15 protein-coding genes are annotated in these 16,761 nt (G+C 65.2%); all 15 read right to left on the reverse strand.

Annotated elements, in window-relative coordinates:
* Nucleotides 1–2: 2 nt before the first annotated feature.
* The 15 genes from pheT to topA all read right to left on the reverse strand — a co-directional run bounded on the left by pheT (nucleotide 3) and on the right by topA (nucleotide 16,760).
* A complete protein-coding gene (pheT, locus tag NZ951_01830; protein ID MCS7206663.1) occupies nucleotides 3–2,402 on the reverse strand; it encodes a phenylalanine--tRNA ligase subunit beta in 2,400 nt (799 codons plus the stop codon).
* Between the two features lie 65 nt (nucleotides 2,403–2,467).
* Nucleotides 2,468–3,088: a nicotinamidase gene (locus NZ951_01835; protein MCS7206664.1), complete on the reverse strand. Its 621-nt coding sequence runs from the start codon at nucleotides 3,086–3,088 to the stop codon at nucleotides 2,468–2,470.
* A gap of 21 nt (nucleotides 3,089–3,109) precedes the next feature.
* Nucleotides 3,110–4,312, reverse strand: a complete 1,203-nt coding sequence (locus NZ951_01840) for an amidohydrolase/deacetylase family metallohydrolase (GenBank protein ID MCS7206665.1) — start codon at nucleotides 4,310–4,312, stop codon at nucleotides 3,110–3,112.
* A gap of 63 nt (nucleotides 4,313–4,375) precedes the next feature.
* Nucleotides 4,376–5,248: an A/G-specific adenine glycosylase gene (locus NZ951_01845; protein ID MCS7206666.1), complete on the reverse strand. Its 873-nt coding sequence runs from the start codon at nucleotides 5,246–5,248 to the stop codon at nucleotides 4,376–4,378.
* Nucleotides 5,245–6,363 carry an FAD-binding oxidoreductase gene (locus NZ951_01850; protein MCS7206667.1) on the reverse strand — a complete coding sequence of 373 codons (1,119 nt, stop codon included), beginning with the start codon at nucleotides 6,361–6,363 and terminating at the stop codon, nucleotides 5,245–5,247. Before NZ951_01850 ends, NZ951_01845 begins: the two co-directional genes overlap by 4 nt.
* Nucleotides 6,364–6,609: 246 nt before the next feature.
* On the reverse strand, nucleotides 6,610–7,089 hold the full coding sequence (gene ribH, locus NZ951_01855; protein MCS7206668.1) for a 6,7-dimethyl-8-ribityllumazine synthase: 480 nt from the start codon (nucleotides 7,087–7,089) through the stop codon (nucleotides 6,610–6,612).
* Nucleotides 7,086–8,309 carry a bifunctional 3,4-dihydroxy-2-butanone-4-phosphate synthase/GTP cyclohydrolase II gene (locus NZ951_01860; GenBank protein MCS7206669.1) on the reverse strand — a complete coding sequence of 408 codons (1,224 nt, stop codon included), beginning with the start codon at nucleotides 8,307–8,309 and terminating at the stop codon, nucleotides 7,086–7,088. The genes ribH and NZ951_01860 overlap by 4 nt, the downstream gene beginning before the upstream one ends.
* A 3-nt stretch (nucleotides 8,310–8,312) precedes the next feature.
* Nucleotides 8,313–8,906, reverse strand: coding sequence for a riboflavin synthase (locus NZ951_01865; protein ID MCS7206670.1), 594 nt, complete (start codon nucleotides 8,904–8,906; stop codon nucleotides 8,313–8,315).
* A gap of 5 nt (nucleotides 8,907–8,911) precedes the next feature.
* On the reverse strand, nucleotides 8,912–10,042 hold the full coding sequence (gene ribD / locus NZ951_01870; protein MCS7206671.1) for a bifunctional diaminohydroxyphosphoribosylaminopyrimidine deaminase/5-amino-6-(5-phosphoribosylamino)uracil reductase RibD: 1,131 nt from the start codon (nucleotides 10,040–10,042) through the stop codon (nucleotides 8,912–8,914).
* 24 nt (nucleotides 10,043–10,066) lie between these two features.
* Complete coding sequence (gene dcd, locus NZ951_01875) at nucleotides 10,067–10,648, reverse strand: dCTP deaminase (GenBank protein ID MCS7206672.1); 582 nt, start codon at nucleotides 10,646–10,648, stop codon at nucleotides 10,067–10,069.
* A 323-nt stretch (nucleotides 10,649–10,971) separates the two neighbouring features.
* Nucleotides 10,972–12,060, reverse strand: a complete 1,089-nt coding sequence (locus NZ951_01880; protein MCS7206673.1) for a Xaa-Pro peptidase family protein — start codon at nucleotides 12,058–12,060, stop codon at nucleotides 10,972–10,974.
* Complete coding sequence (gene aroQ / locus NZ951_01885; GenBank protein ID MCS7206674.1) at nucleotides 12,060–12,506, reverse strand: type II 3-dehydroquinate dehydratase; 447 nt, start codon at nucleotides 12,504–12,506, stop codon at nucleotides 12,060–12,062. Before aroQ ends, NZ951_01880 begins: the two co-directional genes overlap by 1 nt.
* 255 nt (nucleotides 12,507–12,761) lie before the next feature.
* Entirely contained in the window at nucleotides 12,762–13,436 is a 675-nt protein-coding gene (locus NZ951_01890) for a hypothetical protein (protein ID MCS7206675.1), read from the reverse strand.
* 159 nt (nucleotides 13,437–13,595) lie between these two features.
* Nucleotides 13,596–14,636, reverse strand: a complete 1,041-nt coding sequence (locus NZ951_01895) for a tyrosine recombinase XerC (protein MCS7206676.1) — start codon at nucleotides 14,634–14,636, stop codon at nucleotides 13,596–13,598.
* The gene (gene topA, locus NZ951_01900; GenBank protein MCS7206677.1) at nucleotides 14,637–16,760 is read right to left on the reverse strand and encodes a type I DNA topoisomerase; all 2,124 of its coding nucleotides are present in this window, start codon (nucleotides 16,758–16,760) and stop codon (nucleotides 14,637–14,639) included.
* Nucleotide 16,761: the final 1 nt, after the last annotated feature.

A 16,761-nucleotide genomic window follows, 5' to 3' on the forward strand; every position in this document is an offset into this window, starting at 1 on the left:
CCTTACCCCTCGCGGCGCACCGCCCCTACCGCTTGGTGGAGGGCCGCCAGCACCTGCTGCAGGGCCTCCTCCACCTCCTCGGCGGTGAGGGTGCGCTGGGGCGACTGGAAGGTGATACGATACGCCAACGAGCGCTTGCCCGCGGGCACGGGGGGCCCTTCGTACACATCAAACAGCACGCACCCCGCCACTAAGGGGTGGCGCTGGATCACCTCGGCCACCGTGTGGGCGGGTATGGTGCGATCCACCACCACCGCCAGGTCGCGCCGGGCGCCAGGGTAACGGGGCAGGGGACGATAGCGTCGGGTGGCCGCGGGGAGCACATCAACCAGGTGATGCAAGGTGATCTCGAACAGGGAGACGGTCTGGCCCCCCAGGTCAAACCGCTCCGCAACCTGGGGATGCACCTCCCCCAGGATGCCCACTACCCGCCCTCCTGCGTGTATGTGGGCGCACCGTCCGGGCAGGAAGAAGGCGTCGGATGTCGGGGTGAAGGTGGCGTCGAGGCCCATGGAGGTCAACACCTCCTCCACAACTCCCTTGGCGTCGTAAAAGCCCAGGCCTCCTTCATCCCTCAGCCAGGCCACGGGGCTACGGGGGCCGGCCATCACCCCGATAATCACCTCCTGCTCCTGGGGAAGGTCTGCGGGACGGGGAAGGTACACGCGGCCTATCTCGAACAGGCGTAACGGCCCCTCGGCGTGGGGGATATTGTGGGCAAGGGTTTGCAGGATACTGGGCCGCAGGGTGGTCCGTAGGTATTCCCACTGGGGATTGAGGGGATTGAAGACCCGCAAGGCTTCCGTGGGCGACGCACCCCCCCTCTCCAGCGCCTCCTTGCTCACCAAGGAGTAGGTGATCACCTCCTGCATCCCGCAGGAGACCAACAGGGCGCGCACCTGCTCCTTGCAAGCCAGCACAGGGTCCGGGCGATAGGGGGGGATGGGCGTAGACAGGGTCTTGGTGGGGAGGGTATCGTAGCCCAGGATACGGATCACCTCCTCCACCAGGTCGTCCTCTATAGTGATGTCGCTCCGCCAGAAGGGGGGATGCACCGCCAACGCCTCCCCATTGGCCGAAACAACCTGAAAGCCCAACGACTCCAGAACGGCGCGTGCCTGTGGCAGGGGCACCTCCATGCCCAATACCTGGCGCAAGCGGCGGGCCGTCAGGAGCAGGGGTGTCTCCTCCCTACGCCCCGGCCAGGCATCGGCGATGCCGGGGGCCGCTGTGCCTCCCGCCACCTGGAGTAGTAACTGCACTGCCCTGCGGAGGGCGACAGGAGGCAGGTGGGGGCGTAGGCCTTTTTCGAAGCGTGTGGAGGCTTCGGTGCGCACCTTCAGGGCCTGGGCAGTGCGACGGGTGTTGAAGGGTTCAAAAGCGGCGGATTCCAACAGGACAGTAGTGGTGCGCTCGGTTACCTCACTGTTGGCCCCCCCCATGATCCCCGCCAGGGCAATAGCCCGCTGGGCATCGGCGATGACCAGCATGGGGGGGGCAAGGCGTCGCTCCTGCCCGTCCAGGGTTACCAGCGTCTCCCCCGGGCGGGCCTGACGCACGATGATGGTGCTCTGGGCCAAAGTGTCATAGTCAAAGGCGTGGAGGGGTTGGCCGTATTCCAGCATCACATAGTTGGTGATGTCCACCACATTGTTGATGGGGCGCATGCCGGCGCGGTGGAGGCGTTCCTGGAGCCAGCGGGGGGACGGCCCCACACGTACCCCCCGCACCAGGGCCGCCGTGTAGCGGGGGCACAGGGTGGAGTCCCAGACCTCGACGCGCACCAGGCGTTGGAGAGGTTCTCCACTCGTGGGAAAGGCCAGGTCAGGCATGCGCACCCGTTGGCCTGTAAGGGCCCCCACTTCCCATGCCACCCCTAAGATGGACATGGCGTCGGGGCGATTGGTGGTAACCTCAATCTCCAAGACGGTGTCGCCCAAGGCCTCGGCCAGGGGGGTGCCTACGGGGAGGTCCTCGGGGAGCACCAGGATGCCCGTGTGGTCGTCTCCCAATCCCAGTTCCCGTTCGGAGCAGATCATCCCCTCAGAAAGGACGCCCCGAATGCGGGCGGGGCGAAGGGTCTCCACCTTACCCGTGCGGGGGTCCAACAGGCGTGCCCCCACCTTGGCGAAGGCGATCTTCTGCCCTTCGGCCACGTTGGGGGCTCCGCACACCACTGTCCAGCGCTCGCTGCCCAGGTCCACCTCACAGAGGCGCAGGCGGTCGGCGTTGGGATGGGGCAGCACCCGCCGCACCAGACCGACGAACACCTGCTCCCATTCCCTGCCCAGGTGCTCGATCTCCCCTACCTCCAATCCCGCCATAGTGAGACGATGGGCCAACTCCTTTGGGGCAAGGGTCAGGGGCACGAACTCCTTCAGCCAGGAGAGGGGAATGCGCATCTAGTGCTGTCTGCTCCTTGGGTGTGGTGTGCTGGGCAATGCTAGTGAGCGGTGCACAGATTTTATTATACGCCTGAGGGCACCTGGGCACGCTGGCCCAGAGTCGCCAGCACCTCTGCGAAAGTCGCCACCTTCCCGCCTTGCCGCCGTATCTCGGCGATGGCCCTCTCCGAGTCCCCCGGCTGGAGGTCTACGCCCCGGCTGGCGTCGGCCAGAAGCCACACGGCGAAGCCGTGGCGCAGGGCGTCCAGGGCGCTGTGGCGTACGCAGTAGTCCGTAGCCAGGCCCCCGATGAACAGACGCTCCACCCCCAACTCCCGTAGCACCTGGATGAAGGGCCTCCCTTGGGGATCAGTGCCCTCAAAAACGCTGTACCCGTGCTGATCGGGTTCCACACCTTTGGAGATGATAATGGCCTCTTTGGGCAGACGCAACTGGGGATGAAACTCGGCCCCCGGGGTTGCTTGGATACAGTGAATGGGCCAGGGACCTCCAAAGGGCTGAAAATGGCGGCTCACTGCAGGATGCCAATCCCGTGAGGCGAAGATGGGCAAGCCCAGGCGTTGGAAGAAGTTTATGTAGGCGTTCAGGACGGGCACAATGACATCGCCAGAGGGCACGGGCAGTGCTCCCCCCGGGCAGAAGTCGTTCTGCACATCCACCACCAGAAGGGCATCGTGAGGCATACCCACCACCTCCCGTACGGCTTATGGCGCCTGCTCGGGGAGCCAGCCCCAGGGGCGGGGGCCCCAGTCCAGGGGGATAATTTCTCCCGCCCGCACACACAGCACCGGCACCAGGGCCTTCTCCCCCTGCAGCGTTTCTCCCTTCGTATCGCGGAACAGGAAGCGTCCCGACACGAGGCGCAGCACGGTGATATCGGCCTCCCGCCCTACGGCCAGGCTCCCCACTGGGTCAGCCATGCCTATAGCCTTGGCGGCGTTGACGGTTACCATCCGCACCACATCCTCCAGGGTGAAGCCCAAGGCCAGGAACTTGGACATCAGTTCCGTCAGGGAACCGACAGTGGTGTGCCGGCCGGGCAGGGTCATATCGGTGGAGATGGTATGGGGGATAACCCCCTGGTCCAGCAGGCGGCGGGCGCTGGCGAAAGAGAAGTTCATCCGCCCGTGGGCAGTGTCCAGCCAGACGCCGCGGGCGACAGCCTCCGCCACCTCGGGCCAGGCTCTTCCCGTTTCGTCCAGTAAACCCCCGGGGTTGCCTGTAAAGGCGTGGGTAACGATATCGCCGGGGCGCAAAAGGGTGAGCAGTTGGCGGGTCACCTCGGGGCTCACCTCGCCCCCGGGGTCGCCGATGTGCACCATCAGGCGCGTGCCCGTCTCCTGGGCGGCGCGCAAGGCGCGGCGGATGGCCTCGGCTCCCATAGCCGCCACCCCTGGACCCACCAGGCGTAGTTTCACCCCTTGCACCACCGGCCGCCCGTCCTGAATGGCACGGATGGCCGCATCGGCATCCGCGTCGTCGGGCGAGCGGATTTCGGGCATCTGGGCCAGGCCGGTGCGGGCGATGTGGGTCAAGGCGAGCACGCGGGTTTTGGCGCGGGGGGCCACCAGGCGCACCAGCCCCGCCACCGTGTGGGAGCCGCCGGAGCCGGCGTCCACCACCGTGCACACCCCGCTATGCACCCCCGCAATGTCGGGATCAATCCCGTTGGGTGTCGCCCCGGGGTAGACATGGGTGTGGATGTCGATTAGCCCAGGCACCACCAGGCATCCGGTGACCCGAACCACCCGCCGGGCCACCCCCTCGGCGATGTCGGGGGCCAAAGAGGCGATGCGTCCTCCACTGACGGCCAGGTCCAGGCGCTGGTGGAGGTTCTGGCTGGGGTCCACAACGGTTCCCCCCTTCACCAGTAGGTCATAAAGGGGGACGGCGGGGGCTGTAGTCATGCACACCTCCCCAGGGTACTGGGCTTATTGTACTACGACGGTGCCGTGCTGCCCACTGGGCTATTAGGGCGGCAAGGAGATGCAATAGAGGCCCTTCTCCTCCCGCACTTGCACCAGGCCCTCGCGGTGCAGGGCGTGGGCCAGCTGATACCCCAGGGCGGTGTCCAAGCCTATGTGCACACAGAGGTCCTCCAGAGGAACACTCTGCCCCGTTGGCACCCGGCGTAGGAAGGCCAGCATCCGTCCCCGGAAGTAGCGGGGGGAACCTGGGAAAGGGGCTGGTCGCCGTTGCGGGGAGCCGGGGGGCATCCCCCGTGCCCGCCATGCGCACAGGTCACGCCACGGACATATCCCACACCGGGGCAGTCGGGCCACACACACCGTCGCCCCCAGGTCCATGAGGGCCAGGTTCCAGGTCCGTCCCATCCCCTGCGGCACCAAGCCCTCCGCCACCTCCCGCAGAGCGGACGGCCAGGCGTCTTTTTCCCCCAAGATTGCGCGCGCCAACACTCGGCGCACATTGGTGTCCAGCACGGCCACATCGTGGCCAAAGGCGAAACACAGAATGGCGTTGCGGGTGTAGGGGCCGACCCCCGGCAAGGTGGCGAGGGCTCGGGCATCCTGGGGGAGGCGTCCGCCCCAGTGCTGCACCACCCGCTGGGCGATGCGATGAAGCCATACGGCCCGCCGATTATAGCCCAAGGGCTCCCACGCCCGCACCACCTCACCGAGAGGGGCTTGCGCCAGGGCTTCCCAGGTGGGCCAGCGGGCCAACCAGTCCTTGTATTTGGGGAGCACCCGTTCCACCCCTGTCTGTTGAAGCATGATTTCGGAGACCACGATGGCGTACGGATCCCGGGTCTCCCGCCAGGGTAGAGAGCGGGTGTGGGTTGTGTGCCACTGCAGGAGGCGTTCCTGCAAAGGGGTGAGGGTCATCGGGCGAAGCGCTCCAACCCGAACGGCCCGATGGGGATGTCGGTGTAGCCCTGGGTGATGAGGTCGGCGATGGCCTTGCCCATAGCCGTGCACAGCAGGATCCCCTTGCGCCCGGCTCCCCCCGCTACATAGGCCCCTCGCAACCCTGGTACGGGGCCGATAATGGGCAGGTTGTCCGCCGAAAGGGGGCGCAGGCACGCTGTCTGCAGCACCACCTGGGCCTCCCCCAGGTCGGGCAGGACGCGCCATGCCTCTTCCAATAGATAATGGCGCACCTCGGGCGTAGGAGCCTCGTGGAAGCCGATGTCCTCCTCGGTGGTGCCGACCCAGATGAGGCCGTCGGGCTTGCTGGCAGCATAGCCGATGCCCCACCACAAGTCAGCCCCCAGGGGTGGGCCAGGATGGCGCAGGCGCAGGATTTGCCCCTTCAAGGGGCGCACGGGCACGGGTATGCCCAACCAGGGCACTAAGCCCATCCAAGGGCCTAACGCCACCACCACCCTATCGCAGGGGATAACCTCCCCACTGCGCAGGCGCACCCCCCGCACCTGGCCCTTGTCCACCACCAGGCCCACCGCCTCTCCGTGGCGCACCATTCCCCCCCGTTGCTCCACTGCTTGCACCAGGGCTAGCACCAACTTATAGGGGTCTAACATTGCCGTGTCCTGATTATGCACCGCTCCCCTGAGGGCCGGGGTCAGACGCGGCTCAATAGAACGAGCCTCCTGGGCGTCTATCCAGCGGACGCGAAAGCCGTGGCGGCTCTGCCAAGCCAGGGTCTCCCGCAGCTCGGCCTCCTGCTCCTCGGTGAGGGCCAGGTGGAGGCTCTGGGTCATGCGGAACTCTGTGCTAATGCCCGTCTCTTCTTGTAGGAGGGGGTGGAGGGTGTAGTGGAGGGTGAAGGCGGCGCGGGTGATGGGGTGGTAGGCATCGCCGTAGGGGAAGACGCCTTCCGAGGGAGCCAGGCCCCCTAGGGCAAAGCCCGAGGCGTGGCTGGCCAGGGCATCTCGCTCCACCAGCAAGGGGCGCACACCCTGACGGGTCAGGTAGTAGGCAACGGCACATCCCGCTGCCCCCGCCCCCAGAACCACCACATCGTAGCCAGCGGGGGGCATAGGCACCTCCTCGGGCTTATTGTAGCAAGAGTGACGGGCTTCGTTGGAAGAATGAACACCTCCTCAAGGGAGAGGCGTTGCGGGGGCCGTCTGTGCCCTTGAAGGTTCCGCCTCTATGATAGGCGTGCTTGGTGGGACCTGGGGTTTACTGCATACGGCCCATAGAGGGGCGGGCGTAAGGCAAGGGGTGAGGGTGAAGGCGGTGCAACGGGGGCGCCCGGGCGACGGGGTGAACAAAGTGGAGGCCTAATGGGGGTCGTTTCGCCCCAAGCCCTGTAAAAGGGTAGCCATCTGGATGGCAGCCAAGGCGGCGTCGTAGCCCCGGTTGCCCATTTTGCCCCCGGCCCGCTCTAGGGCTTGGGCCGTGTCCTCGGTAGTCAACACACCAAAGATGCAGGGAACGCCCGTTTCGCGTGCCACTTGGGCGATGCCCGCAGCCGCCTGACTAGCCACATATTCAAAGTGAGGCGTCTCCCCGCGGATGACAGCTCCCAAGCAGATGACGGCGTGGAAACGCCCGCTGGACGCCAGGTGTTTGGCCACGACCGGGATTTCAAAGGAGCCGGGCACCCAGGCCAGCAGGATGTCCTCCTCCCGAACCCCCGCCTCCCGCAGGGCGGCCTGCGCCCCCTCCACCAGGCGCTCGGTAACCAGGGAGTTGAAGCGGGAGGCGACGATGGCGATGCGCAACCCCTCCCCGCGTAGGGAGCCCTGCACCTCCCTCATACCGTCGGCTCCCGCGGGGTCAGGGGTTCCAGCAGGTGGCCCAGTTTCACCCGTTTCGTCTCCAAGTAGTGGCTGTTCTCGGCCGTCGCAGGGGCGATGATGGGCACCCGCTCCACAATCTCCAGACCATAGCCGTGCAGGCCCACCACTTTACGGGGGTTATTGGTGAGCAGGCGGAGTTTGCGTACTCCCAAGTCTACCAGAATCTGCGCTCCCACCCCATAGTGGCGCAGGTCCGGGGGGAAGCCGAGCCGTTGATTAGCCTCTACCGTGTCCCAGCCCTGGTCCTGCAGGGCGTAGGCCCGTATCTTGTTGTGCAAGCCGATGCCGCGTCCCTCTTGACGCAGGTACACGAACACGCCCCGTCCCTCTTGGGCGATCATTTGGAGGGCGCGGTGCATCTGCCAACCGCAATCGCACCGCTTACTGCCAAACACGTCCCCCGTAAGGCACTGGCTGTGCATGCGCACCAACACGGGCTCGCTAGCGGGGATATCGCCCATGACGAGCGCCACATGCTCGTTGGGGTCCACCACTGAGCGGTAGGCGTAGATGGTGAACTCACCCCACTGGGTCGGGAGGCGGGCGGTGGCTACCCTCTGCACTAGGCGCTCGTGCTGGTGGCGGTAGGCGATTAGTTGGGCGATGGTGATGATTTTGATATTATGCTTGCGGCCGAAGGCCTCCAGTTGGGGGAGGCGGGCCATCGTCCCGTCCTCGTTCATCACCTCACACACCACCCCCGCAGGGTACAGCCCCGCCAAGCGGGCCAGGTCCACCGCCGCCTCGGTGTGTCCTGCCCGCACCAGCACACCCCCCTCCTGGTAGCGCAAGGGGAAGATATGGCCGGGGCGTGCGAAGTCCTCGGGACGGGCTTTGGGGTCGATAAGGGCGCGAATGGTCGCCGCCCGGTCGTAGGCCGAAATGCCTGTGGTGGTGCCCACCTTGTAGTCCACCGAAACGGTGAAGGCGGTGCCGTGGGAGGAGGTGTTGTCCTGCACCATCAAAGGGATTTTGAGTTCGTCCAAACGCTGCCCGATGATGGGCACACAGATGAGCCCCCGCGCCTCCTTGGCCATGAAGTTGATGTGCTCCGGGGTAACCTTCTCCGCCGCCACCACCAGATCGCCCTCGTTCTCCCGATCCTCGTCGTCCACGATGAGGACGAAACGGCCGGCGCGGATGTCGGCGATGGCCTCCTCTATTGTGGCGAAGGGCATACTCTACCTCCGTCTCTGGAGGGAACCCTCCAGCAGACGCTCCACATACTTGGCCAGGATGTCGACTTCCAGGTTGACCACATCCCCCACCTGGCGCTGGCCCAGCACCGTGTGGTGGAAAGTGTAGGGGATGATGGCGACGCGGAAGGCTTCCTCCAGCACCTCCACCACCGTCAGGCTAATGCCATCCACGGCGATGAAGCCCTTTTCTACAATATAGCGCATCAGGGGCTTGGGTGCCGAGAAGGTAAAAAGGTGGCTATTGCCCTCGGGGGTGATGGCCAGCACTTGCCCTGTGGCGTCCACATGCCCCTGGACGAGGTGGCCCCCCACACGCCCCCCATAGGGCAGGGGGCGTTCCAGGTTTACAGGGTCGCCCGGCTGCAGCAGGCCCAGGTTGGTCCTGCGGAGGGTCTCGGGGGAAAGGTCTACGGCAAAACCTCGGGCAAGCAGACGGGTTATAGTCAGACAGGCCCCGTTGACGGCGATGCTGTCCCCCACTCGCAGGCCCTCCAGAACCAGGGAGGCGTCCACCTCTAGGAGGGGGCCATCCCGCCGAATCACTCGGCCCACCTCTTCCACAATGCCGGTGAACACGCCCCTCACCTCTTGGGGAGATAGCCTACCACGAGCAGGTCAGGGCCAACGCGCTCCACCCGCACCCGTTCCAGGGTAAGGGCATCAGCGATCCGCGGGATACCCGCCCCTTCCACTGGGGTCGGGGCTGACTGCCCCCCGATCAGGCGGGGTGCGATACAGGCGACCACCTTATCCACTAAGCCATAGGCAAGCAGGGCTGCATTGAGGTTGCCCCCTCCCTCCACCAGGAGGCTGGTTACCGCCCGCTGGCCCAACAGGCGACATAATGCAGGCAAGTCAACGCGCCCGTCAGGGGCGGGTACACGTACCACCTCGACCCCTGCCGCCTCCAAAGCGCGGAGACGCTCCTGCGGGGCGCGCCCGACGGCGATGAGGGTTTTTCCCCCCGGGGCCGTCAGGCACCGCGCCGAGGGTGGGGTGCGGGCGGAACTGTCCACGATGACCCGCAGGGGTTGGCGGGGGAAAAGGGTGCCATCGGGCCGACGGGCGGAGAGGGCAGGGTCATCGGCCAGGACGGTGCCAATGCCCACCATGACGGCGTCGCTGACGAAGCGCAAACGGTGGGCCACCTCTAAAGCGGGGGGACTGCTGATCCAGCGGGCATCCCCGGTGGTGGTGGCGATTTTCCCGTCCAGGCTCATCGCCCATTTGAGGGTCAAGAAGGGGAGGCCCGTGCGGTGCCACTTGGCGTGGGCCTCTACCAGTTCTTGGGCTTCCTCCTGGTGCTCCCCTACCACCACCTCCACCCCTGCCGCCTGCAGGGAGCGCACGGCGTGCCCATTGACCTGGGGGTGGGGGTCCAAGGTGGCGATGTGCACGGAGCGGATGCCGGCGCGCAAAATGACCTGCACGCACGGTGGGTGGCGTTTCCCCTCCCAGGGGTAGGGGCCGCAAGGCTCCAAAGTGGTATACAGGACGCCTCCCCTGGCCTGTTCCCCCGCCTGCTCCAGGGCCACCACCTCGGCGTGGCGTCCGCCTGCGGGTTCGGTTACCCCTTGGGCGATGACCTTGCCCCCTTTGACTACCAAAGCGGCGACTGTGGGATTAGGGCTGGCCTGTCCCTGGTGGGCACGGGCCAGGGCGATGGCCTGGGCCATGAAGTCCGTTGGGGAGGGGGATTCGGGAGACTGCACCAGGGGCTCCGCAGAAACCATATATCAGGTATTGTCCCTGGAGTGTTGGTAGTCCTGATAGGCGCGACTGGGGGTGGGCACCTGTTGCCCTTGGTATTTGCTCCCTAGGCCGGGAGAGCCATATAGGCGTTCGGCAGGGGAGGTGAGGCGCAGGAACGAGATCTGGCCAATACGCATACCGTAATACAAGGTGATGGGCAAACGGGAGACATTGCTCAGTTCCAAGGTCAGATGCCCCTTCCACCCCGGGTCGACATACCCTGCCGTGGAGTGGATCAGAAGGCCCAGGCGTCCCAGGGAACTCCTTCCCTCTAGGCGGGCGACAAGGTCGGCGGGCACCTCCAGGTATTCCAGGGTGCTCCCCAACACAAACTCTCCTGGATGCAGGATGAAGGGGGTGTCGTCGCTGATCTCCTCCATCTCCATCAGGTCGTCCGTGGGCTTGCGCACATCAATGTAGGGGCGGCGATTGTTCCGGAAGACGAGGATGCGCCGGTCCAGGTGCACATCCACACTGGAGGGCTGGATGCACGACTCATCCAGGGGGCGAATGACCAACCGCCCCTCCCGTAACGCTGCACGGATATCCCTGTCGCTCAGTACCACGGTGGGCCTCCCCTGCACGGCCATTGTAGCCCAGCCGCAGGGGCGGGGCAATGCGCCACAAGCCTTTGTGCACCGTCCCCCTGGGAGGACAGTTCCGTGGTACTCCCCAAGGCTGTAGGCAAGAAGCCTGCTACGGGGGTGTGGCCTCCTGTCCTCGCACTTGGGGGGCGAACACCCTCGGCCTTTGGGTTTTTGTCTCTCCCACTGCCGGTGGTCGCCCCTAAAGGGGTTGGCGCAGGTGAGCACAGCAGGCTCAGCAGTCCCACGGGGGCGGATGCCCAACCCACCCCTGGTGGGTGTTTGGGCGGTAAGGTTGCGCCCTGTTAGACCAGAAGGCGGGGGTCTTCGTGTTTAGGGAGGCTGGTGAGAGGACGCACCTTCCCGTTCTCCAGCACCACCGTGTCCTCTATGCGCACGCCCCCCCAGCCGGACAGGTAAATGCCTGGTTCAACGGTAAAAACCATCCCCTCCTCGAGGGGGGTTGCGCTTTCCGGCCCCAGGCGGGGAGCCTCGTGCACCGCCAGGCCGATACCGTGCCCCAGGCTATGGCCGAAGTTCTCCTTATAGCCCGCGTCCTCTATAATCTTGCGAGCGATGCTGTCAGCGTCCCCGGCCTTCATGCCTGCCTGGATGGTGGCCATGGCCGTCAGTTGAGCGGTGAGGACGATGTCATACACCTTGCGGAAGGTGTCGGAGGGCCTCCCGAGGCAAAAGGTGCGGGTGAGGTCGGAGCAATAGCCCTGATAGCGCGCCCCGAAGTCGATCACGATGGGTTCTCCGGCCTGAATGGGGCGGTCGGCGGCGCGGTGGTGGGGCAAAGCGGCGTTGGGGCCGCTGGCCACGATGGTCTCAAAGGCCACCCCCTCGGCCCCCAGGTCCCGCATGGCCCGCTCCAGACGCCACGCCACAGCCCGCTCCGTCTCCCCCTCCCGGATGGTGGGAGCCACCTGGCGCAAGGCCTGGTCGGCGATGGCCACTGCCCGGGCAATGAGGGCCAGTTCCTCTGGATCTTTGCGCATCCGCAAGGCCTCCACTACTCCTTGCGTGGCCTGCAAGGACACCCCCTCGGCTTTGGCCTCCTTCAAAGCGGAGACCAGGGCGTGATAGGTGGCCACAGTCAGGTGCCCGGCCTCAAACCCCACTTTACGGGCACCAACCTCTTGGACCAAGGAGGGGAACCAATCGTAGCCGCTTTTTATGCGCACCACACGGAAGGCGGGGGCCTGCTGGCCGGCCTGCTCCACATAGCGGAAGTCGGTGGCCAGCACCGCCTCGTGGGGGGTAATGAGGAGCCACCCCGCCGAGCCGGTGAAGCCCGACAGCCACCGGCGGTTTTCCGGGGTAGAGACCAGCAGGGCATCCAGCCCCATGTCTTGCAAATGGGCACGCAAGCGGGCAAGGCGCGTCTGCATTACTCCTCTTCCTCCTTGATATGAGCCGATAAGAAATCCAGGGCATACAGGTAGCCGCGCCATCCCAAGCCCGATACCTGTCCCACGGCGATAGGGGCAATGACCGATTTGCTTCGCCATTCCTCCCGTGCGTGGATGTGGGACAGGTGGACTTCGACAATGGGGAGGCGGGCATCGGCCAAGGCGTCCCGCAGGGAGTAGCCGTAGTGGGTCAGGGCGCCAGGGTTGATAATGATGCCCTGGGCGCGGGAAGCGTGCTCCTGGACGAAGTCCACCAGAGCGCCCTCGGCATTGGACTGGAAGAAGAGCAGTTCCACACCCAGTTCTTGAGCGCGCTCCTGTAAGCGCTCCTGGATGTCCTGGAGGGTGAGGGTGCCGTAGAGGGCGGGGTCGCGCGCCCCCAAGCGGTTCAGGTTGGGCCCGTTGATGACCAAGATACGCCGCATACTAGGCCTCCCGCCACACCTGGTAGGCATCCTTCCGATGCACAATGCGTTGGATGATGATGACCTCGCCCGTTATCGTAAAAAGCACCCGACTAGTCGCCGACGCGCAAACGATAGGTGTCTGCGGTTTTCAACCGTTTCACCCCAGGCATACGCCTCCTGGGGTTCTTTTCTAGCATATCCAGTTTGTGTAGGATGCGGGTTGCCGTTTTTGGGGCACCGCGTCTGATGCCTTCCAGATCCTCTTGTGCCTTTTTACTCAAAAGCACCTGTCTGGGCAAAGCGCTCCTTTACCATCGCCAGGGGCACCAGCGCCCCCTCACTACGCGCCCGCTCTGCAGGGTCAGCGGTAGGGGTGGCGGCGAGGAAGCGATCCTCGATCTCCCCCATATACTTGTCCAAAGCTTTGGCTAGAAGGCGCAAAGGCATATGCAGAGCAGGCGCAATCTCTTTGTGATGTGCTACAAAAGCTAGCACGGATATAATAATACCAGCTTTCTGCACTGATCTCCAAGACTCCAGGAGAATGTTTACGAGAGTCCAGTCCACCCTATCAAAGTATTCCACGATGATCTGCAGAAATGTGCGATAACTCTCCAGTGCCTGCTCAAGGCGACGGCGAGTGGGTGGGGGCAAGTGGGGCTGAACCTTCTGGCGGATGGCAGAGAGGCCCTCATCCACGGCCGCCAGAATTTCCGCCTGCATTTCAGAGGGGTGTTTACCTTTAAAGTGGGCCTCAAGAGCTGCGGCTACGCGCGCCGCGAAGTCCGGATAACTGGCAAGGACTTTCTCCACACTGCGCTCCATGTCCCGGGGTGTCCGCGCCTCTAACATTGGGCCTACAAGGGCGTTCAGGTCGTGCCAAAGTTCCTCGTCACTGGGGCGGGCTCTCAACAGCAAGGACAGGGTCAAAGGGGCAGGAATAACCATAGCCCACTCCTCACTACGGTGCAGGGGCTGTCCCCCTTGCATCATACACCGCATCCTCTACCGGGTATAGACTGCACGCCTTTGGGCCAAGCCTACCGCACAGGGGAGCATTTTAGCCCACCGCACCTACGAGCACCGGGGAGGCGGTGCACTCGGGGGTCAGGAGGTGGGCGGGCCATCGTGTCCACCCCTTGCTTCCTCGTTCCCCCTACGGGCGCGGGGATGGCTGGCCAAGTACACCCGCCGCGTCTCGGGCTGGCTGATGTGGGTATAAATCTGGGTCGTTGTGGGGGAGGCGTGCCCCAGTAGTTCCTGTACCGCCCGCAGGTCTGCCCCTCCCTCCAGCAGATGGGTGGCGAAAGAGTGGCGGAGGGTGTGGGGGTGCACCCAGCCGTCCACCCCTGCCCGCACTGCCCATCGCTTCACCACCACCTCCATCCACCGCACCGACAGGGGCTGTCCCCAGCGGTTGAGGAACAGGGCGTCGCAGGTCTGGTCTCCTTTAAGGGCAGGGCGTCCCTCTTGCAGGTAACGGGCCAGGGCCTGCTGGGCCGGCACACCGAAAAAGGCGATGCGCTGCTTGGAGCCTTTGCCCCACACCCGCACCTGGCGCCGAGCCAGGTCGACATCCTGCAGGCGCAACCCCGCTGCCTCACTCACTCGCAGGCCAGCCCCGTAGAGTAGTTCCAGAAGCGCCCGATCGCGCAAAGCCAAAGGGGTAGTGCCCTTCGCCTCCTCCACGATGTGATGGGCCTGGACGCTGTCCAATACTTGCGGGAGGGTGCGCCCCAGTTTCAAGCGGGCGAGGTAAGCCGTCGGATTCTGGGGGATATGCCCTCTGCGGTGCAGGAAGCGGAAGAAGGAGCGGAGGGCGCTGACCTGCCGGGCGATGCTGCGGGGGGCATAGCCGAAGCGTCGGATGCGCCCCCCTACTTGGACCGGCTTCGCCTCGCTCATGAGCCAGTGCAGATAGCGGCGAAGCAGGGGAAGGTTCACCTGCTCCCATTCCTTCACGTCCTCCCTCTCCAAAAGGGTCCAGAAGGGGGCCAAATCGTTTAGGTAGTTGCGCCGGGTGCGGGGTGCCAACCCCCGTTGGGCCACTAAGTATTCCGCATAGGCGGTATAGAAGGGGTGAAGCCAGGATGCCCCCCCAGGGCACCCCGGCCCACACGGCTTGGGGGGATGGGGGAGATGGGGCATCTAGCCCTCCAGGGCGGGCACCGGTTCCCCTTCGGGCACCGGCCCCTTCCATGCACACTGCAGGCATTCGGCCCGTTTGCCCCGCGCCGCCACCACCAGCCCTCCACACTCGGGGCAGGGTTGGGGCAGGGGGCGACGGTGAGTAGCGAAGGCGCAGGTGGGGTAGTTGGAGCATCCATAGAAAAGACCCTTGCCCTTGCCGCGGCGCGCCTTACGCTCCACCAGGTCGCCCCCACACTGGGGGCACACTGCCCCCGTGCGCACCTGGTAGGGCTTAGCGTTGCGACAATGGGGGTAGCCGCTACAGGAGAGGAAGAGCCCATACCGTCCCCGCCGTAAAAGCATGGGGCGCCCACACTGCGCACAGATCTCCCCCGTGCTGATGTCTACCCGTTGGGCGCGGGCTTTGGCCTGCTCCAGGTCGCGGGCGAAGGGCTGGTAGAAGGCTTTCAGCACCTCCACCCGTTGGCGCTTCCCCTCGGCGATGGCGTCCAAGTCCTCCTCCATCTGGGCGGTGAAGTTATAGTCCACAATATCGGGGAAATAGTGCACCAAGAGGTCGTTCACGGCGAAGCCCAAGGGGGTAGGCACCAGTCGCCCATTCTCTCGCCGCACATAGCCCCGCTCCTGTATGGTGGAGACCGTGGGAGCGTAAGTGCTGGGGCGCCCAATGCCCCGCTCCTCTAGCGCCTTAATGAGGGACGCCTCGGTGTAGCGGGGCGGGGGCTGCGTGAAGTGCTGCACCGGCTCCAGGCGGGTGCAGTCCAACAACTCGCCTTTCTGCAGGGAGGGAAGGTTCCCCTCGGCCTCCTCCTCGGGCTCGTCTTTCCCCTCCTCATACACAGTGCGGAAGCCCAGGAACTTCACGGTGGAGCCACTGGCCCGAAACAGATACGAGGTGCCCGATAGGGTGCGGGCGTGAATGTCCACACTGACTGTGTCCAGAACGGCGTCGGCCATCTGGGACGCCACGAAGCGCTTCCAAATGAGGTCATACAGGCGGAACTGGTCGGGGGTGAGGTAGTCCTTGACCTGGGAGGGGTCCCGATGCACCGAGGTGGGGCGGATGGCCTCGTGGGCCTCCTGTGCCCCCTTGACCTTGCTGGTATAGGCGCGTGGCGAGGGCGGGAGATAGTTAGCCCCCCACCGCTGGCGGATATAGCCCCGCGCCTCTTGCTGGGCGGTCTCGGCGACGTGGGGCGAGTCGGTGCGCATATAGGTGATGAGGCCCACAGCCCCCTGGTCGCCCAGGGGAACCCCCTCGTACAGTTGCTGGGCGATAAGCATCGTCTGACGGGCGGACATGCGCAGTTTGCGCCAGGCCTCTTGCTGGAGGGTGCTGGTGATGAAGGGGGGCGGGGGCTTCTGGTGCACCTCCTTGGAGCGCACCTCGGCCACCTGCCAGTGTGCCCCCTGCAGGTCGTGCACGATGCGTTGAGTGGTCTCCTCATTGGGGAGGGGCAGGCGCTCCTTCTCCCCGAGGCGGCTGAACAGGCGGGCGGTGAAGACGGCCCCCTGGGGGCGCTTGCGCAGGTGGGCTGTGAGCGTCCAATACTCCTGGGGGACAAAGGCCAGAATTTCCCTTTCCCGCTCCACCACCAGGCGCAAAGCCGCCGATTGCACCCGCCCCGCCGACAGGGGCCCCCGCCAAATCTTCTGCCACAAAAAGGGGCTCAGGGTGTAGCCCACCAGACGGTCCAGGATACGGCGGGCCTGCTGGGCTTCCACCAAGTGCATATCAATGGGACGGGGATGGCGGAAGGCCTCCCGCACAGCCTGTTCGGTGATTTCGTGAAACGCCACCCGCCGCACCTTGCGGGGGTCCAGCCGCGCCGCCTGCACCAAGTGCCAGGCGATGGCTTCCCCCTCCCGGTCGGGGTCTGTGGCCAGGTAGACCGCCTCCGCGTCCCGAGCAAGCCTCTGCACCTCTTGGATGACAGGGCGCTTGTCGGGCAGGGTAACATAGGTTGGCTCAAAGCCGTTGGCGATCTCCACGCCCAGGCGGTCTTTGGGCAGGTCGCGCACATGGCCTTTAGAGGCCTTCACCACATACCCCGTGCCCAAAATGTGGGCCAGGGTGCGCGCCTTGGCGGGGGATTCCACAATCACCAGGCGATCTGGCATA

It is taken from the genome of Dehalococcoidia bacterium (assembly GCA_025060295.1).
Classification (GTDB): Bacteria; Chloroflexota; Dehalococcoidia; order Lucifugimonadales; family HRBIN23; genus HRBIN23.